The following is a 17,133-nucleotide window of genomic DNA, read 5'->3' as shown; positions in this document are numbered from 1 at the left end:
TTAGCCTAACGCGCCTTGAGCGTGCGAACCAGAGCGGGATGACGGCCCGTTAACGCGCAGGCGGGGCGTCCGGCACGGCGACCACCGCGACGCGCACCTCGTAATGTTTGGCGCTGCCCGCCGGGATCACCGCCGTCAGTTTATTGATGGTTTCCACCGGATTGTCGCTGGCCGAGGTGGCGCAGAACAGTTCGCCGCCGTGGCAGAACCCCGGCTTGGGCGGGTGGCCGCCCGGGAAAGGCGGCATGCGCATCGGCTCCTCCGCCGCGGGCGGCACCGCTTTGGCCGCAGGCGCCTCGGGGGCAGACATCGCGCTCGCGCTGAACAACAGCGCCATGCCCATGCAGGGCAGCGCCAGGATCTTGATTGCTTGTTTCATTGAATTAGCCTCATTTGCCGGGTTCGGGATTACGCTACCCCGCTCCCGGCCAATGAGAAAGCCGCTTTTCGCTACCTTTTCGCCCCGCTACGTTTTGCTTACATCACGCGTCTAACGTGATGAAAGGCGAAAGGTGGGGTAAAGGAGCGTCGCGTTACTTACCGTTTGTCAGCGTGTTATAGCTGGTCATCAGATTGCGGTAGTCCGGGATATGGTTGGAGAACAGCGTGCCCAGGCCTTCGATGTCGTTGCGCCAGTCGCGGTGCAGTTCGCAGGCGACGCCGAACCAGGTCATCAGCTGCGCGCCGGCGGCTTCCATACGGCTCCAGGCCGACTGACGCGTCAGCTCATTGAAGGTGCCGGAGGCGTCGGTCACCACAAAGACCTCAAAGCCTTCATTGAGCGCCGACAGCGCCGGGAATGCCACGCACACTTCGGTCACCACGCCGGCGATGATCAGCTGCTTACGGCCGGTGGCTTTTACCGCCTTGACGAAGTCGTCGTTGTCCCAGGCGTTGATTTGACCGGGGCGGGGAATGAACGGAGCATCGGGGAATTGGGCCTTCAGTTCCGGCACCAGCGGGCCATTGGGGCCGTTTTCGAAACTGGTGGTCAGAATGGTCGGCAGATTGAAGTATTTCGCTAAATCACCCAGCGCCAGCACGTTGTTTTTAAACCGATCGGGATCGATATCGCGCACCAGCGAAAGCAGCCCTGCCTGATGATCCACCAGCAATACGGCGGCCTGGTCCTTGTCGAGGCGTTTGTAGTTTGCAGTCATGGTTTTACTCCCGTGGGGGTTGATGTTGCGGATGAAGCGCCCCGCCGCTGGGACGGGGCGCTGAGGTCTAAGTGTAGCGCCTGAGCCGGGGAACGCTTGCCGGCTCGGGCGCCTGCGGTCAGCCGGCGCTCGCTTCAGCGTTCATGCTGCCGAACTTGCCGCTGTTGAAGTCGCGGAACGCCTGCTGGATTTCCGCGTCGCTGTTCATGACGAACGGGCCGTAGCCGACGATAGGCTCATCGATCGGTTCGCCGCTCAGCACCAGCAGCGCGACGTCGTTGTTGGCTTCGATAGTGATCGCATCCCCCGCCCGGTCGAAACGCACCATTTGGGTTTCGCGCACCACCTCTTCGCCGTTGACCAGGATCGCGCCGTGCAGCATCACCAACGCCAGCGTATGGCCTTCTTTCACCGTCAGTGTGGTGGTGTGGCCGGCATTCAGCTTCATATCCCACACGTTGAGCGGGCTGAAAGTGCGTGCCGGGCCGGCGTGGCCGCCGAAGTCCCCGGCGATCACCCGCACCTGCCCTGCGCCGTCCGCCAGCGGAACCACCGGAATATCGGCGTTCAGCAGCGTCTGGTAACCCGGCTCGGCCATTTTGTCCTTGGCCGGCAGGTTGACCCACAGCTGCACCATTTCCATGGTGCCGCCTTTGCGCGAGAACTCCCGCGAATGGAACTCTTCGTGCAGAATGCCGGAGGCGGCGGTCATCCACTGGACGTCGCCGGGGCCAATCACCCCGCCGCTGCCGGTCGAGTCGCGGTGCTCCACTTCGCCCTGATAGACGATGGTCACCGTTTCAAAACCGCGATGCGGATGCTGACCCACGCCGCGGGTGCCGGAGGCAGAGCGGAATTTGGTTGGCGCCGCGTGATCCAGCAGCAGGAACGGGCTCATTTCCGCCCCCAAATCGTTATAAGAGAACAGCGAATTCACCAGGAAACCGTTACCGACCCAATGTGCTTCCGGGCTGTTGTGAATACCGAGGATTTTTTTCATCTTGAACTCCCGTTTCAGGCCTCACGGCCTTAAGTTGATGGCAGAAGTTTAATCCGTCGGGGTTTGCTGCAGTAGTAGGCAAGATGTACACTCAGCGTTCTACTGGTAGAACGATAAGGGATAGGATGCTGACCGATCTGAACGATCTGTTTTTCTTCGCCAGCGTGGTCGATCACCAGGGATTCGCCCCCGCCGGCCGGGCGCTGGGCATTCCCAAATCCAAGCTCAGCCGCCGCGTGGCGCTGCTGGAAGAGCGCCTGGGCGTGCGCCTGATCCAGCGCTCGACGCGGCGTTTCTCGGTGACCGAGGTCGGCCAAAACTATTACGCGCACTGCAAGGCGATGCTGGTGGAAGCGGAAGCGGCGCAGCAGGCGATCGAACAGACGCGCGCCGAGCCCTGCGGCACGGTGCGCATGTCCTGCCCGGTGGCGATCCTGCACACCCGCGTCGGCAGCATGGTGGCGGCCTTTATGGCCGACTATCCGAAGGTGACGGTGCATCTGGAGGCCACCAACCGCCGGGTGGACGTGGTGGGGGAAGGGTTGGATCTGGCGATCCGCGTGCGGCCGCCGCCGCTGGAAGACAGCGATCTGGTGCTGAAGATCCTGGCGCAGCGCACCTGGTGCGTCGCCGCCAGCCCGGCGCTGGTGCGTACCCTCGGGCCGGCGCACGCGCCGGAAGACCTGCGTAAATACCCGACGCTCGATCTCGGCCCGGCGCGCGCTCAGCACCAATGGCGGCTGACCGGCCCGCAGGGTGAACGGGTGGAGTGGGAACACACGCCGCGGCTGGTCACCGACGACATGCTGATGCTGCGCACCGCCGCCATCGCCGGCGCCGGCATCGTTCAGCTGCCGGCGATGATGATGCGCGACGACATGCTGCGCGGCGAACTGGTCCAGCTGCTGCCCGGCTGGCAGCCGCAGGGCGGCGTGGTGCATGCGGTTTACCCGTCGCGCCGCGGGCTGCTGCCGGCGGTAAGGCTGCTGCTCGATTATCTGGGCGAGCAGTTCACCAGCATCGAAGAGGAGTGATCAGGCGGTGATTTCAATCGCGTTGCCGTCCGGATCGCGGATGACGGCCTCGTAGAAGCCATCGCCGGTCCAGCGCGGCGCGGACAGCAGGATACCCTCCTGCTGCGCGCGCTGCGCCAACCGATCGACCTGCCCCTCATCCCCCAGCGACAGCGCGATGTGCGCCCAGCCCACCCGCTCTTCCTGGGCCTGCGCCGGCAACAGCGTCGGCACGCGCATGATCTCCAGCGTCGGCCCGGCCGCCAGGCTGACGAAGCGGGAAACAAACCCCGGCCGGTTGCGGCTGACGTACTCCTCGCCCGCCTCAGCGTTGAAATAGCGCTGCCAGAACGCCAGCTGCGCGTCGATGTCACGGGTCCACAGGGCTACATGGGCTATTTTCATCATCATTCTCCGGTCGGTAAATCGCTGTGCCAAACCTGGCCGCCGCCCTGCGCCACCTGCAGCTCGAGCTGCGGGTGCGCGCCGCGCGCCGTCACCAGATGATCCACCCGCCCGGCGGGCAGGAAGGGGTAAGGGGCGTAGGTATTGAGCTTATCGCGGGTACACAGCACCGCCACGCTGCCGGCGCGCGTCAGCAGCCGCTTTTTGAACGTGGCATCCTGGTAGCTCAGCGCGGAAAAGCCGCCGTCCGGGTCGTAGGCGCAGATGCCGGTGAACACCAGATCGAAATGGAAACCGTCTATCTCTTCCGCCGCCTTGGCGTCCACGCAGCCGCCGACCTGCGCATCCAGCTCGCCGCCGATCAGGATGGTGCGGATCCCCGGCCGCTCCAGCATTTTACCGGCGATGCTCAATGCATTGGTCACCACCGTCAAACGCCGATCGCGCGGCAACAGATCCGCCAGATACAGATGGGTGCTGCCGGCGTCGAGGAAGATCAGTTGTTCTTCACCGATCAACCCCAGCGCGGTCTGCGCCAGCGCCAGCTTCTCATCGCCGCTGAGCGCCATGCGCGACGCAACGGGGCCTTCGGCCGGCGTCGGCGCCAGCGCGCCGCCATAGATGCGTTTGCACAGATTCTGCGCCGCCAGCTGGCGCAGATCGCGGCGGATGGTGGCTTCGGTGGTATTCAACCGCTGCGCCATCTCCAGCGCCAGCACCCGCCCCTGTTGGCGAAGCGTGTCGAGAATGGCCTGGTGGCGCTCATTCGGTAGCAGTTTGGACATCGTGTCAATCCGGTGACGCTAAAGTGATCACAAATGTACACAAACAAACATAAACGTACAACCGTGAGCGAAAGAAAAATCGCCGGGCAGGATTTTCGCCTGCGGGATGTTGGCTATACTGAGGCAAGCGAAGTTACCGCAGACGTAACGGCTTGGGCGCTAAGGGAAAACGATGTTATTGACGATCGCAAGGTGGCTGTTTCAACTCCCCGGGAAGCTGTTCGGGCTGATTTTCAAAAATCGCCTGAGGATATTTTTGTTCTTTATGCTGGTCGCCATCGCGGTGCTCGGCGCCAAGCGCTATCTGCGCGCCCACCAATATGACGACGAGTTCAGCCTCGCTGCCCCCACCGATTACAACCGCGCGATAAAGCGCGAAATGCCGCTGCGCGAGGCGCGTGAACAGTGCGGCGGGCCGCTGCACGACAATGCCGGGCAGCCGTGGCCCGCCTCAGCGGGTTATCTGCATCAGCCGACGCGGCTGCCCGCAACCGGTCTGCATCGGCTGACGCTGGATAATCAGGGCAACGATTTCGCGGTGCTGGTCAAGCTGGAAACGCCGACGGCGCCGCAGCAGCTGGCGGAAGTCTTTATTCCGCCCGCCGGCAGCTTCGAGGTGAAAATCAATGCGGACGCGGAACACGTGATGAAAATCAAGAACATCAAGACCGGCTGCATGTTCCGCTCCCGGCCGTTCAACCTGGATAAACAGCGCGATTGGCGCATGCCGCTGACGCTACAAAAGGACGGCAGCCTGCAACTGCAGTCGATAGGCGATCGCCAATTCTGATCGGGCGCCGGAACCGGCGCCGCATAGGGTTACTTTTTCACCGGATGATCGCGGCGGAACAGCTCCCAGCTTTCAATTTCCTGCCCACTCGGCAAGGTGCAGGTGGAATACTGGCCTGCCGCATTCTCTTTGGCGTTCAGCTTGCCGCCGATTTGGGTGCAGTACACGTCGGCCGGGTTCGCCATGCCGATCGGTTTCACCTGCGGCGGCGGTGGCGCATCGTTGGATTTCACGGAACACCCCTGCAACATCGTCATCCCTGCCAGCAGGGAAAGCATCAACGTTTTTTTCATTTTTCCAGCTTATGCAAAAAAGAACGGCGGAGCGCTCCGCCGTTCGCTTATCATGAAATAAAGGATTTGCCCTGTTTCAGCACCAGATCGCAGGCTTTTTGCTTCACCTTCTCGGTGATCTGCGAGGTGCCCAGGCTGTTCAGATCCAGGCTCTTGCCTTCGCCGGTCTGCAGCAAGCCGCCCAGGCCCTGCTGATAATCCTGGCTCTTGGCGTTTTCGGTGCTGGTGATGCCCAGCTTGCTGAGCAGCTGATCTTTCACCCCTTCGGCGCCGTTAGCCGACAGCACGTTGTTTTTCACGCAGTACTGCAGGATGCCGGCGGCATTGGTCATGCTGCTGGAGCTCAACGCCTTGTCGCCACCGTTCAGCAGGCCGGTCAACGAGGAGAGCGACATGCCGCCGCTGCTGTCGCCGCCCGACTTGCTCAGTTCGCCCGCCGCGCTGCTGAGGGAATCCATCAGCCCGGCGGCCTGGGTAGCGCCGCTGGCCAGGGTAGCGGACAGCGCCAAAGCCAGCAGTAAACGATGTTTGGTGATCATAGTGGTGAAACTCCTGTAATAACGGCATGCAATCGGCGCAGCGCGCCGGGATACCCTTTCCGACGCCGCCGGCGGCGACAAGTTCCTTTTATCTCACCGCCGCGCCGTTTTTCGGAATTCAGGAAATTTAGAACTGCCAGCGCAGCCAGGCGAAGAACACGTTGCCGTTGTTATAGGTACCGGGAATGTAGGTCGCCTGGAACGTCAGCCGCTGATAGCCGATAGAGGCCAGCGGCAACGGTGCCGGGATAGGAATGTATTTCCAGTTGTCACGCGCGGTGACGCTGGCGGTGAAGCCCAGCCCCAGGCGGAAATCCTTGTCATCCAGCGGGCGCCAGATCTTCTCGTAGGCGTAGCCGCCGATCGGCTCCCACTTGTTGAAGGAGTCCTTGAACGCCATGATGTAGATGCCGTGCCAGTCACCGTCGCTGTCGTAGCGGGAGATACCGTAACCGGCCCCCCACGGGCGCTCGTTGTACTTATCGATATGTTCATCATCATAAGTCCAACGGTTGTGCCAGGTAATGGCCGGGATATAGAGATCGTGGTTAGGCGAGTTGTTCCAGGTCTCCGCCACGTTATCGGTAAAACGCTGCCATAGACCCGGTTTTTCAGCCTGCGCGGTATTGCCACTTTCTGTACCAACCTCAGCGTAAGAAGGCAGTGCAGGAAATATCAACGCCAGAGAACATGCCAAAAGAGTCCGTTTGAGAAACATCGTAAAGCTCCTGTAAAAATACGGCCGCAGATTTTTACCGATAGCCCAGGCAAGATCAAGCTGTATCTAATTTATCCAACGCCCGTTGTGCTTTGGTTAAGTTTAGCGCCGGAAAATGCCCAATAATTCATGACAAACTGTACTGATATCCGCATGCTATCGCCTTTAAGGCGGCAAAACCGTGGGAAAAGTCCGCTTTGTCGCACGCTACTCGCAGGCAAGATGCTTGACCAACACATCGACATCGAGACGGTTCACAAATTCCAGAGAATATGAGGAATAGAGGCCGAACAGGCGGTTTTGGTGCCCGACCACCACCAGATCGATGCCGGCCTGATGAATGAAATCGTTGACGTCCTTAAAGCGCCGGATGGTGACAATTTCCTTGACCGCAACCGGCGCATCGACGGCGCTCACCAACCGGCTCAACATCGCCTTGGCGGCGATCACCTCCTGCGCCTGGCGATCTTTGACCAGCGCATCGCTGCCGTACTCCAACTCCGCATAGTCGGCGTTAAGGTGGCCGACGGTGATGGCGATCGGCCGCCCGCGCACCATCGCCACCGTTTGACGCAGCAACGGCAGCCCATCGCGCTCATCGTGAATCAGTACCAGAATATGCCGATAGCTTTTCATCGCTCTTTCCCCCCGTCGGTCAGTGCCACTGGGGCACTACCCTCTTTGGTAGGTATACGCCATCTTCGCGCACGTGGAGAAAAGTTTACGTATCACTTCCCACGGAATGTGATGGCCACCACGTTATATTAGCGCCCGCAACGGCGTATTTTAACGCCGGCCCGACGTGGCGCGCACTGCAGCCCCCGTAAAGCAAAGCTGACGAAAATGGGCGAACAAAAACCGATTGTTGTTAATTTTTTGTTTTTTAATAGTTGCACAATGGTTTCATGAAATAAGCGTGCGGCGGATCACCAAAATCCCCCTTCACGTCAGCGTCGGCTTTTCTTTTCCAGGCTAACTGCCGGGTACCGCCAGGCAGGATTTAACGCGGCGTCAAAAGTACCGGTAAACTCCCCCTGCGTCATGATAAATGCCAATGCGCCGCCACTTTGCTGTCGATATACCGCCAATGAAAAATACCGCCACCTCCCAATACACGATAACCCTACTTTTTATGTATTTCCCAATCGCGTAAAGCGCCGAATACAAACCGTCTATTTACCGCGTGCCCACCGTCTCTTGAACAAGCCGGCGCTTTAAATAACTGTTAATGCTAACGACACAACATCGCCAGCAATTTATTTTTGCTGATTTTCGCCTGACAAAATAAAGATAAATAATCCGGAGCAATCAATGAAAATAACTATCGGGTCATTCATTCTGCAACAGCTTCACGCCCTGAACGTCGATCGTATTTACGGCGTGCCCGGCGACTATAACCTCAGCCTGCTGGAGCTGCTGGAAAGCGATGACCGGCTGGCGTTTATCGGCAACTGCAATGAATTGAACGCCGCCTACGCCGCCGACGGCTATGCCCGAATGAAGGGCGCCGGCGCGCTGATCGTCACCTACGGCGTCGGCGATCTGGCCGCGCTGTCCGGCATCGCCGGAGCCTATGCCGAATCCTCGCCGGTGGTCTGCATCGCCGGCACGCCGCCGCTGCACGCGATGAAGAATCATCAGCTATTGCACCATACTCTGGGCGACGGCAATTTCGACAACGTCATGAACTGTTTTAAACAATTCACCGTTGCTCAAGCCTTGATTACGCCGGAAAATGCCGCGCAGGAAATTCCGCGCGTTATTTCCCGCGCCTGGATAGAGAAGAAACCGGTGTATTTACAGCTGCCTTCCGATATTTGCGACGTCGAAATTGAAATCACCGCAGCCACAGCGGCGCCGCAGTTGCCGGCCAGCGATAAATATAATGTGCAATTAGCGGCGATGGCGCTGTTAACCAAAATAAAACGCGCGCAGCGCCCGATCATGTTGGTCGACCAAATGGTGGATCGCTATCAGCTGCAGCGGTTGGTGATCGAAGTCGCTGACCGCTTTGCCATTCCGCTGACCAATATGCCGACCGCCAAATGCATCATTCCGGAAGATACCGCCGGTTGGATGGGCGGCTACAGCGGCAACCTGTCGCGCCCCGAACTGTATGAACGCATGGCGCACTCGGACTGCGTGCTGAGCTTCGGCGTGCGTCTGGTCGACTCCACCACCGGCTATTTCTCGCAGCAAATTCCCGCCGCCGCTCAGGTGGATATCCAGCCGTTCTCGCTGAAGCTGGACAACACCTCCTACCCGGCGGTGGCGACGGCGGATCTGCTGCAGGCGCTGCTGGATCTGAGCGAAGACGCGCCGGTACAGCCCCTGGCGCCGCTGCCCGATCCGCGTGAAAAGCTGGCGACGCCGAGCGACGCCCCCATCGACCAGGCCTATCTGTGGCAACGGATCCAGCGATTTATCCGGGCAGATGACGTGGTGGTGGTGGAAAACGGCACCTCGGGCGCCGCCATCGGCGGCATGCGCATGCCCGGCGGTGTCAAGGTGGTCAACCAACCGATCTGGGGTTCGATCGGCTATACCCTGCCGGCGCTGCTCGGCACCCTGATGGCGGCGCCTGAGCGCCGTCACCTGCTGTTCATCGGCGACGGCTCCTTCCAGCTCACCGCGCAGGAAGTGTCTACCCTGCTGCGCTGCGAGCAAAAGCCGATCATCTTCCTGATCAACAACGACGGTTACACCATCGAGCGGTATATCCTCGGCGAAAACTCGTCCTACAACGACATCGGCCCGTGGGACTACGCCAAACTGCCGGCGGTATTGAATACCCAGGCGCAGCCGTTCAGCGTGGCGGTGGAAACCACGCAACAGCTGGAAATGGCCCTGGAACACGCCTCGCGGCAGGATCGGCTGGCGTTTATCGAGGTGAAAGTGCCGATGATGGACACGCCGCCGGTGATGAAAGAGTTCTGCAACCGCTGCAACAGCTTTAACTTCGGCCTGACCAACCCGCGCCGCAGCGCCTGATGCGCGATCGCGCCGCCGGTGGTTCATGTCACCGGCGGCGTTTTTTTATGTCGTTATCCGCCAGCGCGCGCCATACAGCGCTGGCGGCGTTCATCCACCCGTTTGGCGAACCAGGCGGTGGTCAGCTTGCGGGTGATTTTCGGGCTTTCCAGCTGGATGCCCGGTAGCATCTCGCGCGGCAGCTTGCCGCCCGCCAGCGCAAAGACCTTCTTATACAGATCGGTGTCGGCAAAGCCGGCCGTCTCGCCTTTCTCGAGCGCCCGGCGAATGGCGCTGTCGCTCATATTCAGGCGCTTGCCGAGCGTGCGCACCGCCAGCTCGGTCGAGCCGGGCTTGTCGCTGCCGAAGTCGATAAGATCGCCGTCCAGCGCCAGCGGAATGGCGCTCGCCCGGCTGACCGCGTTTTGGAACGCCGCGTTGCGGCTGGCGTACCAGCCGGCGTTGAAGTCGGCAAAGCGATAAATCGGCCGGCTGTAATCGGCCGGATATCCCAGCAAATGCATAATGCCGAAGTACATACCGCCGCGCCGGCTGAAAACTTCGCGGCGAATCGAGCCGTCGACCGGATAAGGGTACCCTTTGGCGTGCGCCTCGGCGAAGGCGATGCTCACCTGCATCGGGCCACCGGTATGTACCGGGTTTAAATGGCCGAACAGCTTCTGCCCCATCGGCACGCGGTCGATCATGTCATCGAAGATATCGCTCAGATCCTTCTCGGTGCGCACCTTATCCAGCCGCTCGCTGTAGCTCTGGCCGTTCGACGACGAGATCTTCAACGCGGTATGCACCAAAAAGTTCGGGATATGCATCTGATCGGCGCGGCGGTCGATCTCCTTCCAGGCGATCTTCGGCAGCCCCGGCACCTGCGGGTTAGCCCGGAACGTCGACTCCTGTTCGGTCACCGCAAGCACCGAACACAGGTTCTCATCGCTCGGCTCGATGCCCTGCGCGGCGAAGGCGGCGGTAATATCGGTGGCCCAGCCCTGACGATCGCCGGCGTTGGCCGGGATCAGCGTCAGCAGCCGGGCTTTGACATCGGCGGGGCGCGCCGTCGGCGCCGTGGTAGTGGTTTTGCTGGTACAGCCCGCCAGCGCCAGCAGCGCGGCCAGGCTCAGCAAACGGAAGGATATCGGGTGGAATAAACGAGGTATCGGCATCTTTTCCCTGAACGTGATGACATGAACAGCACTGAAATTAGCCCAGCCGCCGCGCACAATCCAGTATAAAGATATGCCACGCCTTTCCGTCAGGCCGCTATGTTCAAACGCCCGATAAAGATGTATTTTATATACATCATATAAATCACTTTGCTTGCCCAGCCAGAGGAGCCCCTTATGGAGCAGCAGCTGCTTTGCTATAAAACCCTGCCGGAATGGAACAGCGACACGCTGCCGGAGGCCTTCCGCCAGCGCCACAACACCCAGAGCGGCACCTGGGCGAAGCTCACCGTGCTAAGCGGCAGCCTGACGTTCGCCATGATGACCGAGGACGGCGCCACCACCGAGACCTGGCAGTTCAGCCCCGAAAGCCAGCCGCCGTTTATCGCACCGCAGCAGTGGCATCGCATCGTTTCCTTCTCGGACGACATGACCTGCCGGCTGGCGTTTTACTGCACGGCGGAAGATTACTACCACAAGAAATACGAACTGACGCGCCCCCACTCCGAAGTGATCGAGGCGGCGGCGCGCATCGCGCCGGGCAAGGCGCTGGATCTGGGCTGCGGCGGCGGCCGCAATTCGCTCTATCTCAATCTGAAGGGTTTCGACGTCACCGCCTGGGACAAGCACGCGCCGTCGATAGACCGCCTCAATCAGATCATCGACGCCGAGCAGCTGACCCGCCTGAGCGCCGGAGTGCAGGATCTCAATACCCACCGCTTCAGCGGCGAATACGACTTCATCCTGTCCACCGTGGTGATGATGTTTCTCGAACGCCAGCAAATTCTGCCTATCGTGCAAAACATGCAGGACAGCACCGTTCGCGGTGGCCATAACCTGATCGTGGCGGCGATGGATACCGAGGATTATCCCTGCCCGCTGCCGTTTCCGTTTACCTTCAGCCCGGGTGAGCTGAAGCATTATTATCGCGACTGGGAGATCCTCAAATACAACGAGGACGTCGGCCAGTTGCACAAGACCGACGCCGCCGGCAACCGTATCTCGCTGCGCTTCGCCACCCTGCTGGCGCGCAAGCTATAGCGCGTCGTGAAAGATCACCCCCAGCGTGTGGCGTTGGCCGGAACGTACCCGGCTGACGCCGTGGCGCAGATTGACCCGATAATAGCCTTTAGCCCCCGCCATCGGGCGATGATGCACGGCGAACACTACCGCGTCGCCCTGCTGTAGCGGCACCACCTCCGGCCGGCTCTGCATCCGCGGCCGCTGTTCGGTCAACACGAATTCGCCGCCGGTGAAATCCCGTTCGGGGGCGGAGAGCAAAAACGCCACTTGCAGCGGAAACACCCGCTCGCCGTACAGATCCTGATGCAGGCAGTTGTAATCCCCCGCTTCGTAACGCAACAGCAGCGGCGTCGGCCGCCGTTGGCCGGCCCGGTGGCATTCGGCCAGGTAGGCTTCGTGTTCGGCGGGATAGCGCGCCGCCAGGCCCAATAAGGTATTCCAGCGGTTGGCTACCGGCGCCAGCCGCGCATACATCAGGCTGCGCGCCTCGGCCACCGGAAGCGGCAGCGGATAGGCGAAATACCGGTACTCGCCGCGGCCAAAACCGTGCTGCGCCATCACGATGCGGCTGCGGAAGTGCGCATCGTGCGGGTAAAGCGCCGAAAGCTCGCGGCACAGGTCTTGGCTGAGTACGCCAGGCAACCGCGCACAGCCCTGCGCATCGAGTTCGCGTTCAATCGCCGCCCAGTCCAATTCGGCCAGCCGCGCCGCCAGCGGGCCGCTCATCGCTGCGCCTCTTTTTCCAGCAAGGCTTTCTTGCGCTCGACGCCCCAACGATAGCCGGACAAAGCGCCGTCGTTGCGCACCACCCGGTGACAGGGGATCGCCACCGCCAGCACGTTGGCGGCGCAGGCGCCGGCCACCGCGCGCACCGCTTTGGGCGCGCCGATGCGCCGGGCGATGTCGGCATAGCTGACGGTTTCACCGACCGGTATCGTCTGCAGCGCTTGCCAGACCCGCTGTTGAAACGCGGTGCCGCGAATATCCAGCGGCAGCGCCAACCCGTTCTCCGGCGCTTCAATCAACCCCACCACCTGCGCCATCAGCGCTTCATACTGCGCGTCGCCGCCGATCAGCTCGGCATTGGGAAATTTGTCCTGCAGATCCTGCACCAACCGCTGCGCATCGTCCCCCAGCAGAATGGCGCAGATGCCCACCTCGCTTTGTGCCGCCAGGATCTCGCCCAGCGAACAGCGCCCGACGGCGAAATGGATGCGCATGCCTTTGCCGCCCGCCCGGTAAGCCTTCGGCGTCATGCCCAGCGCGGCGTTGGCTTGCTGGTAGAAGCGGCCATTGGCGCCATAGCCGGCGTCGAAGATCGCGTCGGTCACCGTCTCCTGCTGCGTCAGACCGGTGCGCAAGCGCTGGCTGCGCTGCGCGTCGGCATAGCCTTTCGGCGTCAGGCCGGTGATCGCTTTGAACAGCCGGTGGAAATGGTATTGGCTCAACCCGACGTGACGCGCCAGCGTCTGCAGCGACGGCGCTTTCTCCGCCCGTTCGATATAGCGGCAGGCCTCGGCTATCTGCCGCGCATGCTGCTCGGTCAACGGCGTCAGCCCCTGGCGGCAGCGTTTGCAGGGCCGATAACCCGCCGCCTCCGCCTGCTCGGCATCGTCGAACAGTTCCACGTTTTGCCGATTCGGCTGGCGTGACGGGCAAGAAGGCGAGCAATACACGCCGGTGGTTTTCACCGCATAGATAAAGCGGCCGTCGGCGTGTTTATCGCGGCTGACGATCGCCAGCCAGCGCGGGTCGGCGCTGTCGATTACGTTTTTCATCATCCGTTCCTCACTGCGGTTTCGATGTTAACCAGCATAGTGACGGGCCGTTGGCGAAACACGTCGGCTCTTGCTTTTTAATTCGGCGCCGACGTTTTCGACAATGTTTCGACAATTTTTAACCAACAACATGAAGTTTATTACGTTGCCAACCCGGTTGCACAGCGTTAGGATCGCGGCCGGTCACGGGCGTGGCCAGTGTTTTTGCCTGTTAGTTGCGCGCATGGAGAGGTTATTGTGTTAGAGAGTTTTGGCGTCCTGAATTTATGGACCTATTTGGCCGGGGTGGTCTTCATTATCATTCTGCCGGGGCCGAATACGCTGTACGTACTGAAAACCGGCGTATCGCGCGGCGTGCGCGCCGGCTACACCGCGGCGCTCGGCGTGTTCATCGGCGATGCGATCCTGATCTTCTGCGCCTATATCGGCGTGGCTTCGCTGATCCGCACCACGCCGTTCCTGTTTACCCTGGTGCGTTTTCTCGGCGCGATTTACCTGCTGTTCCTCGGCGCAAAAATCCTCTACGCCACCTTCGTGCAGAAGGCGCAGGCGCAGGCGCAACAGCAGCAGATTGAAGGCGGCCACAGCATTCTGCGCAAATCGCTGACGCTGAGCCTGACCAACCCGAAAGCTATCTTGTTTTACGTGTCGTTCTTCGTGCAGTTCATCGACTTCAACTACGCGCACACCGGGCTGTCGTTCACCATTCTGGCGCTGATCCTCGAAGCCGTCAGCTTTATCTACATGAGCACGCTGATCTTCTCCGGCGCGATGCTGGCGCATTTCTTCAACCACAAGAAAGGCCTGGCGAAGCTCGGCAACGGCCTGATCGGCCTGCTGTTCCTCGGTTTCGCCACCCGTCTGGCAACCCTGAGCTCGTGATCCCTCCCGGCCGGCGCCCGCCGGCCGCGGTTTACCCTTCCGTCACGGCAAAATGACACGCAGGGCAAACCGAATGTCAGGCAGACCAAAGCCGCCGCTTTCCCGCTGATCTAGACTTGCAGGGTTAACGATAACCTGATGAGCCTGATCGGAGGATGTATGTCTGACAATACCGTAGCCGTGCTGGATAGCGTGTCGCGTTTTCTCGATCGTCAGCATGGGCTGTATATCGACGGCCAGTGGCGCGCGTCCGCCGCGGAAGGCCGCCTGGCGGTGTATAACCCCGCCAATGGGCAGCAGATCGCCACCACCGCCGACGCCAACGAACACGACGTCGCGCTGGCGGTGCAGTCCGCCCACAAAGCCTTCAGCGAAGGCGTCTGGGCGCAGCGTCTGCCGGTAGAACGAGAACGCATCCTGCTGCGCTTCGCCGATCTGGTGGAGCAGCACGCCGAGGAGCTGGCGCAGCTGGAAACCCTGGAGCAGGGCAAATCCATCAACATCGCCCGCGCTTTCGAAGTCGGCAGCACCCTGAACTGGATGCGCTACACCGCCGGGCTGGCGACCAAAATCACCGGCCAGACGCTGGACGTCTCCATTCCGATGCCGCCGGGCGCTAAATATCAGGTTTATACCCGTAAAGAGCCGATCGGCGTGGTCGCCGGCATCGTGCCCTGGAACTTCCCGCTGATGATCGGCATGTGGAAAGTGATGCCGGCGCTGGCGGCGGGCTGCTCCATCGTCATCAAGCCGTCGGAAACCACCCCGCTCACCCTGCTGCGCATCGCCGAACTGGCGAGCGAAGCCGGCGTGCCGCCGGGCGTGTTCAACGTGGTCACCGGCCGCGGCACCGTGTGCGGCAAGGCGCTGACCGAACATCCGCTGATCGCCAAAGTCAGCTTTACCGGCTCCACGCCGGTGGGCAAAAGCATCGCGCGCGCGGCGGCGGATCGCCTGACCCGCGTGACGCTGGAGCTGGGCGGCAAAAACCCGGCCATCGTGCTGAAAGATGCCGATCCGCAGCAGGTGATCGAAGGCCTGATGCTCGGCAGCTTCCTCAATCAGGGGCAGGTGTGCGCCGCCAGCTCGCGAATTTATATTGAAGCGCCGATTTATGACCAGCTGGTGGCAGGTTTCGAACAGGCGGTGAAATCGCTGTCGGTCGGGCCGGGGATGGATACCGGCGCGCAAATCAACCCGCTGGTGTCGCTCGCGCACCGCGACAAGGTGGCGGCCTACCTGGACGACGCCCGGGCGAAAAACGCCGAGCTTATCGGCGGCGCGGCCGGGCCGGATGCCAACGGCTTCTACATTCCGCCGACGCTGGTGATCAACCCGGACGACAGGCTGAACCTGACGCGTGAAGAAGTGTTCGGCCCGGTGGTCAACCTGATTCGGGTGGCGAGCGCCGAGGAGGCACTGAGCAAGGCCAACGACACCGACTTCGGGCTGACTGCCAGCCTGTGGACCACCAGCCTGCAGCAGGCAATGGCGCTGACGCCGCGCATTCAGGCCGGCACCGTGTGGGTCAACACCCATACGCTGATCGACCCTAACATGCCGTTCGGCGGGTTCAAACAGTCGGGCAGCGGCCGTGATTTCGGCCCGGATTGGCTGGACGCTTACACCGAGTCGAAATCGGTCTGCGTCCGCTATTGAGTGAAGCGGCGCGGGCCCGCCCCGCGCCCTGGCTTACTGATACTGCCGACGGTACTCGCTCGGCGACATGCCGAAACGCTGCTTGAAAGCGGTCGAGAAATGGCTGTGATCGGCAAACCCCCAGTCGAGGCCGACTCCGGCCAGCTTCTCCTGCCCGGCGGCGCTGCGCAGCGCCTGCGCGCACAGATCCAGCCGGCGGTTCCTGATGTACTGCGCCACCACCAGCCCCTGACGGGCGAACAGCCGATACAGGCTGCGCAGCGACACCCCCAACTCGGCCGCCACCCATTCCGGGCGCAGCTGCGGCGACTGAATATGCCTGTCGATCAACGCCAGCGCCTTGTCGAAAACCGGCTGTTGCCCCTCCGGGCGCGCCTGTTCGAGCGCCAGCGCCGGGCGCAGCAGCGCCGCCAGCGCATTCAGCACCGCCTCGCTTTCCGCCGCGGCAAGCTGAGGATCCTGCATGCTGCTCAGCACCAGTTGGCGGCTGAGGCGCACCGCGCTGAGCTCTGCCCCGAGACGCTGGGCGCAAGGCGGCGGCACCGGCAGGCAGCCGCGCGGCAACAACAGGGAGATTTGGCGTGAATCGCGCTGGAAGGTGAAGCTGCTGGGCCGTGAGGCGTCGATCAGCGTGATGTCGCCGGGAGAGAGCACCGTCTGGCTCTCGCCCTGCTCCATCAACGCGCTGCCGCGCAGCTGGAAGACGGTGAAAAAGTGCGCGCCGTCGCTGCGGGCGATCTCGCGCGGCGTGCGGTACAGCCGGGCTTGAGACACGTCGACCACGCTCAGGCGCAGCGCATGGGCGCGGAATTCCTGCATCGCCCCGCTGAAGCCCGGCCCCAGCGTTTTTGCGCAGAATCTGCCGCAGGCGGTGTTGATTTTCCCCAGCCACTCTTCGAAGCCGACGTCCCGGAGCGTTGCCAATGCCGTCATGATCTCT

Annotated in this window: 20 protein-coding genes; 7 read left to right on the top strand and 13 right to left on the bottom strand. The window is 61.6% G+C overall.

From position 1 onward, the window contains the following. Positions 1 to 49 precede the first annotated feature (49 nt). From SSARUM2_RS04310 to SSARUM2_RS04300, 3 genes are all read right to left on the bottom strand, one after another. Positions 50 to 379 (bottom strand): hypothetical protein, encoded by a 330-nt coding sequence (locus tag SSARUM2_RS04310; RefSeq protein WP_049235156.1) that lies wholly within the window; start codon positions 377 to 379, stop codon positions 50 to 52. 154 nt (positions 380 to 533) lie between these two features. Continuing rightward, a complete protein-coding gene (gene ycaC, locus SSARUM2_RS04305) occupies positions 534 to 1,160 on the bottom strand; it encodes an isochorismate family cysteine hydrolase YcaC (RefSeq protein ID WP_004928476.1) in 627 nt (208 codons plus the stop codon). Positions 1,161 to 1,278: 118 nt separating this feature from the next. Then, positions 1,279 to 2,160, bottom strand: a complete 882-nt coding sequence (locus SSARUM2_RS04300) for a pirin family protein (RefSeq protein ID WP_033647377.1) — start codon at positions 2,158 to 2,160, stop codon at positions 1,279 to 1,281. A gap of 125 nt (positions 2,161 to 2,285) precedes the next feature. On the opposite strand from SSARUM2_RS04300, the gene SSARUM2_RS04295 reads away from it, so the two are divergent. Then, on the top strand, positions 2,286 to 3,194 hold the full coding sequence (locus SSARUM2_RS04295; protein WP_033637243.1) for a LysR family transcriptional regulator: 909 nt from the start codon (positions 2,286 to 2,288) through the stop codon (positions 3,192 to 3,194). Here the strand turns inward: SSARUM2_RS04295 and SSARUM2_RS04290 are convergent, their stop codons facing one another. Both SSARUM2_RS04290 and SSARUM2_RS04285 read right to left on the bottom strand, forming a co-directional pair. After that, on the bottom strand, positions 3,195 to 3,578 hold the full coding sequence (locus SSARUM2_RS04290) for a VOC family protein (RefSeq protein ID WP_041033561.1): 384 nt from the start codon (positions 3,576 to 3,578) through the stop codon (positions 3,195 to 3,197). A 2-nt stretch (positions 3,579 to 3,580) separates the two neighbouring features. Then, the gene (locus tag SSARUM2_RS04285; protein ID WP_060439042.1) at positions 3,581 to 4,363 is read right to left on the bottom strand and encodes a DeoR/GlpR family DNA-binding transcription regulator; all 783 of its coding nucleotides are present in this window, start codon (positions 4,361 to 4,363) and stop codon (positions 3,581 to 3,583) included. A 33-nt stretch (positions 4,364 to 4,396) separates the two neighbouring features. On the opposite strand from SSARUM2_RS04285, the gene SSARUM2_RS04280 reads away from it, so the two are divergent. Next, positions 4,397 to 4,687 carry a hypothetical protein gene (locus tag SSARUM2_RS04280; protein WP_225369051.1) on the top strand — a complete coding sequence of 97 codons (291 nt, stop codon included), beginning with the start codon at positions 4,397 to 4,399 and terminating at the stop codon, positions 4,685 to 4,687. Beyond that, positions 4,629 to 5,153: a hypothetical protein gene (locus tag SSARUM2_RS04275; protein ID WP_225369052.1), complete on the top strand. Its 525-nt coding sequence runs from the start codon at positions 4,629 to 4,631 to the stop codon at positions 5,151 to 5,153. The genes SSARUM2_RS04280 and SSARUM2_RS04275 overlap by 59 nt, the downstream gene beginning before the upstream one ends. A 29-nt stretch (positions 5,154 to 5,182) precedes the next feature. Here SSARUM2_RS04275 and SSARUM2_RS04270 read toward each other — a convergent pair whose 3' ends face one another. The 4 genes from SSARUM2_RS04270 to SSARUM2_RS04255 form a co-directional block, all read right to left on the bottom strand. Beyond that, entirely contained in the window at positions 5,183 to 5,446 is a 264-nt protein-coding gene (locus SSARUM2_RS04270; RefSeq protein WP_004940597.1) for a DUF333 domain-containing protein, read from the bottom strand. 50 nt (positions 5,447 to 5,496) lie between these two features. Then, positions 5,497 to 5,985: a DUF2501 domain-containing protein gene (locus SSARUM2_RS04265; protein ID WP_015376789.1), complete on the bottom strand. Its 489-nt coding sequence runs from the start codon at positions 5,983 to 5,985 to the stop codon at positions 5,497 to 5,499. Between the two features lie 127 nt (positions 5,986 to 6,112). After that, entirely contained in the window at positions 6,113 to 6,703 is a 591-nt protein-coding gene (gene pagP, locus SSARUM2_RS04260; protein WP_025301698.1) for a lipid IV(A) palmitoyltransferase PagP, read from the bottom strand. A 207-nt stretch (positions 6,704 to 6,910) separates the two neighbouring features. Next, positions 6,911 to 7,339, bottom strand: coding sequence for a universal stress protein (locus SSARUM2_RS04255; RefSeq protein ID WP_060452696.1), 429 nt, complete (start codon positions 7,337 to 7,339; stop codon positions 6,911 to 6,913). A 675-nt stretch (positions 7,340 to 8,014) separates the two neighbouring features. Between SSARUM2_RS04255 and SSARUM2_RS04250 the strand changes: the two genes are divergently transcribed. Continuing rightward, positions 8,015 to 9,694 carry a thiamine pyrophosphate-binding protein gene (locus SSARUM2_RS04250; protein ID WP_060452695.1) on the top strand — a complete coding sequence of 560 codons (1,680 nt, stop codon included), beginning with the start codon at positions 8,015 to 8,017 and terminating at the stop codon, positions 9,692 to 9,694. Between the two features lie 53 nt (positions 9,695 to 9,747). Here the strand turns inward: SSARUM2_RS04250 and SSARUM2_RS04245 are convergent, their stop codons facing one another. After that, entirely contained in the window at positions 9,748 to 10,851 is a 1,104-nt protein-coding gene (locus SSARUM2_RS04245; RefSeq protein WP_060452694.1) for a DUF1615 domain-containing protein, read from the bottom strand. 177 nt (positions 10,852 to 11,028) lie between these two features. Here SSARUM2_RS04245 and tehB point away from each other — a divergent pair, with 177 nt between their 5' ends. After that, the gene (gene tehB, locus SSARUM2_RS04240; RefSeq protein WP_060452693.1) at positions 11,029 to 11,892 is read left to right on the top strand and encodes an SAM-dependent methyltransferase TehB; all 864 of its coding nucleotides are present in this window, start codon (positions 11,029 to 11,031) and stop codon (positions 11,890 to 11,892) included. Here tehB and SSARUM2_RS04235 read toward each other — a convergent pair. Together SSARUM2_RS04235 and ada are read right to left on the bottom strand one after the other, a co-directional pair. Beyond that, positions 11,887 to 12,600, bottom strand: coding sequence for a 2OG-Fe(II) oxygenase (locus SSARUM2_RS04235; RefSeq protein ID WP_060452692.1), 714 nt, complete (start codon positions 12,598 to 12,600; stop codon positions 11,887 to 11,889). The genes tehB and SSARUM2_RS04235 overlap by 6 nt on opposite strands. Next, the gene (ada, locus tag SSARUM2_RS04230; RefSeq protein ID WP_060452691.1) at positions 12,597 to 13,652 is read right to left on the bottom strand and encodes a bifunctional DNA-binding transcriptional regulator/O6-methylguanine-DNA methyltransferase Ada; all 1,056 of its coding nucleotides are present in this window, start codon (positions 13,650 to 13,652) and stop codon (positions 12,597 to 12,599) included. Before ada ends, SSARUM2_RS04235 begins: the two co-directional genes overlap by 4 nt. Before the next feature lie 237 nt (positions 13,653 to 13,889). Here ada and leuE point away from each other — a divergent pair, with 237 nt between their 5' ends. Both leuE and SSARUM2_RS04220 read left to right on the top strand, forming a co-directional pair. Beyond that, positions 13,890 to 14,534 carry a leucine efflux protein LeuE gene (gene leuE / locus SSARUM2_RS04225; protein WP_019454272.1) on the top strand — a complete coding sequence of 215 codons (645 nt, stop codon included), beginning with the start codon at positions 13,890 to 13,892 and terminating at the stop codon, positions 14,532 to 14,534. Between the two features lie 159 nt (positions 14,535 to 14,693). Next, positions 14,694 to 16,193 (top strand): aldehyde dehydrogenase family protein, encoded by a 1,500-nt coding sequence (locus SSARUM2_RS04220; RefSeq protein ID WP_049235150.1) that lies wholly within the window; start codon positions 14,694 to 14,696, stop codon positions 16,191 to 16,193. Positions 16,194 to 16,226: 33 nt separating this feature from the next. Here SSARUM2_RS04220 and feaR read toward each other — a convergent pair whose 3' ends face one another. Continuing rightward, positions 16,227 to 17,126, bottom strand: a complete 900-nt coding sequence (gene feaR / locus SSARUM2_RS04215; RefSeq protein WP_041033541.1) for a transcriptional regulator FeaR — start codon at positions 17,124 to 17,126, stop codon at positions 16,227 to 16,229. Positions 17,127 to 17,133 lie beyond the last annotated feature (7 nt).

This window comes from Serratia sp. K-E0102, assembly GCF_029962625.1.
Taxonomy (GTDB): Bacteria; Pseudomonadota; Gammaproteobacteria; order Enterobacterales; family Enterobacteriaceae; genus Serratia; species Serratia sarumanii.
This window is presented reverse-complemented; position numbering and strand designations above follow the sequence as displayed.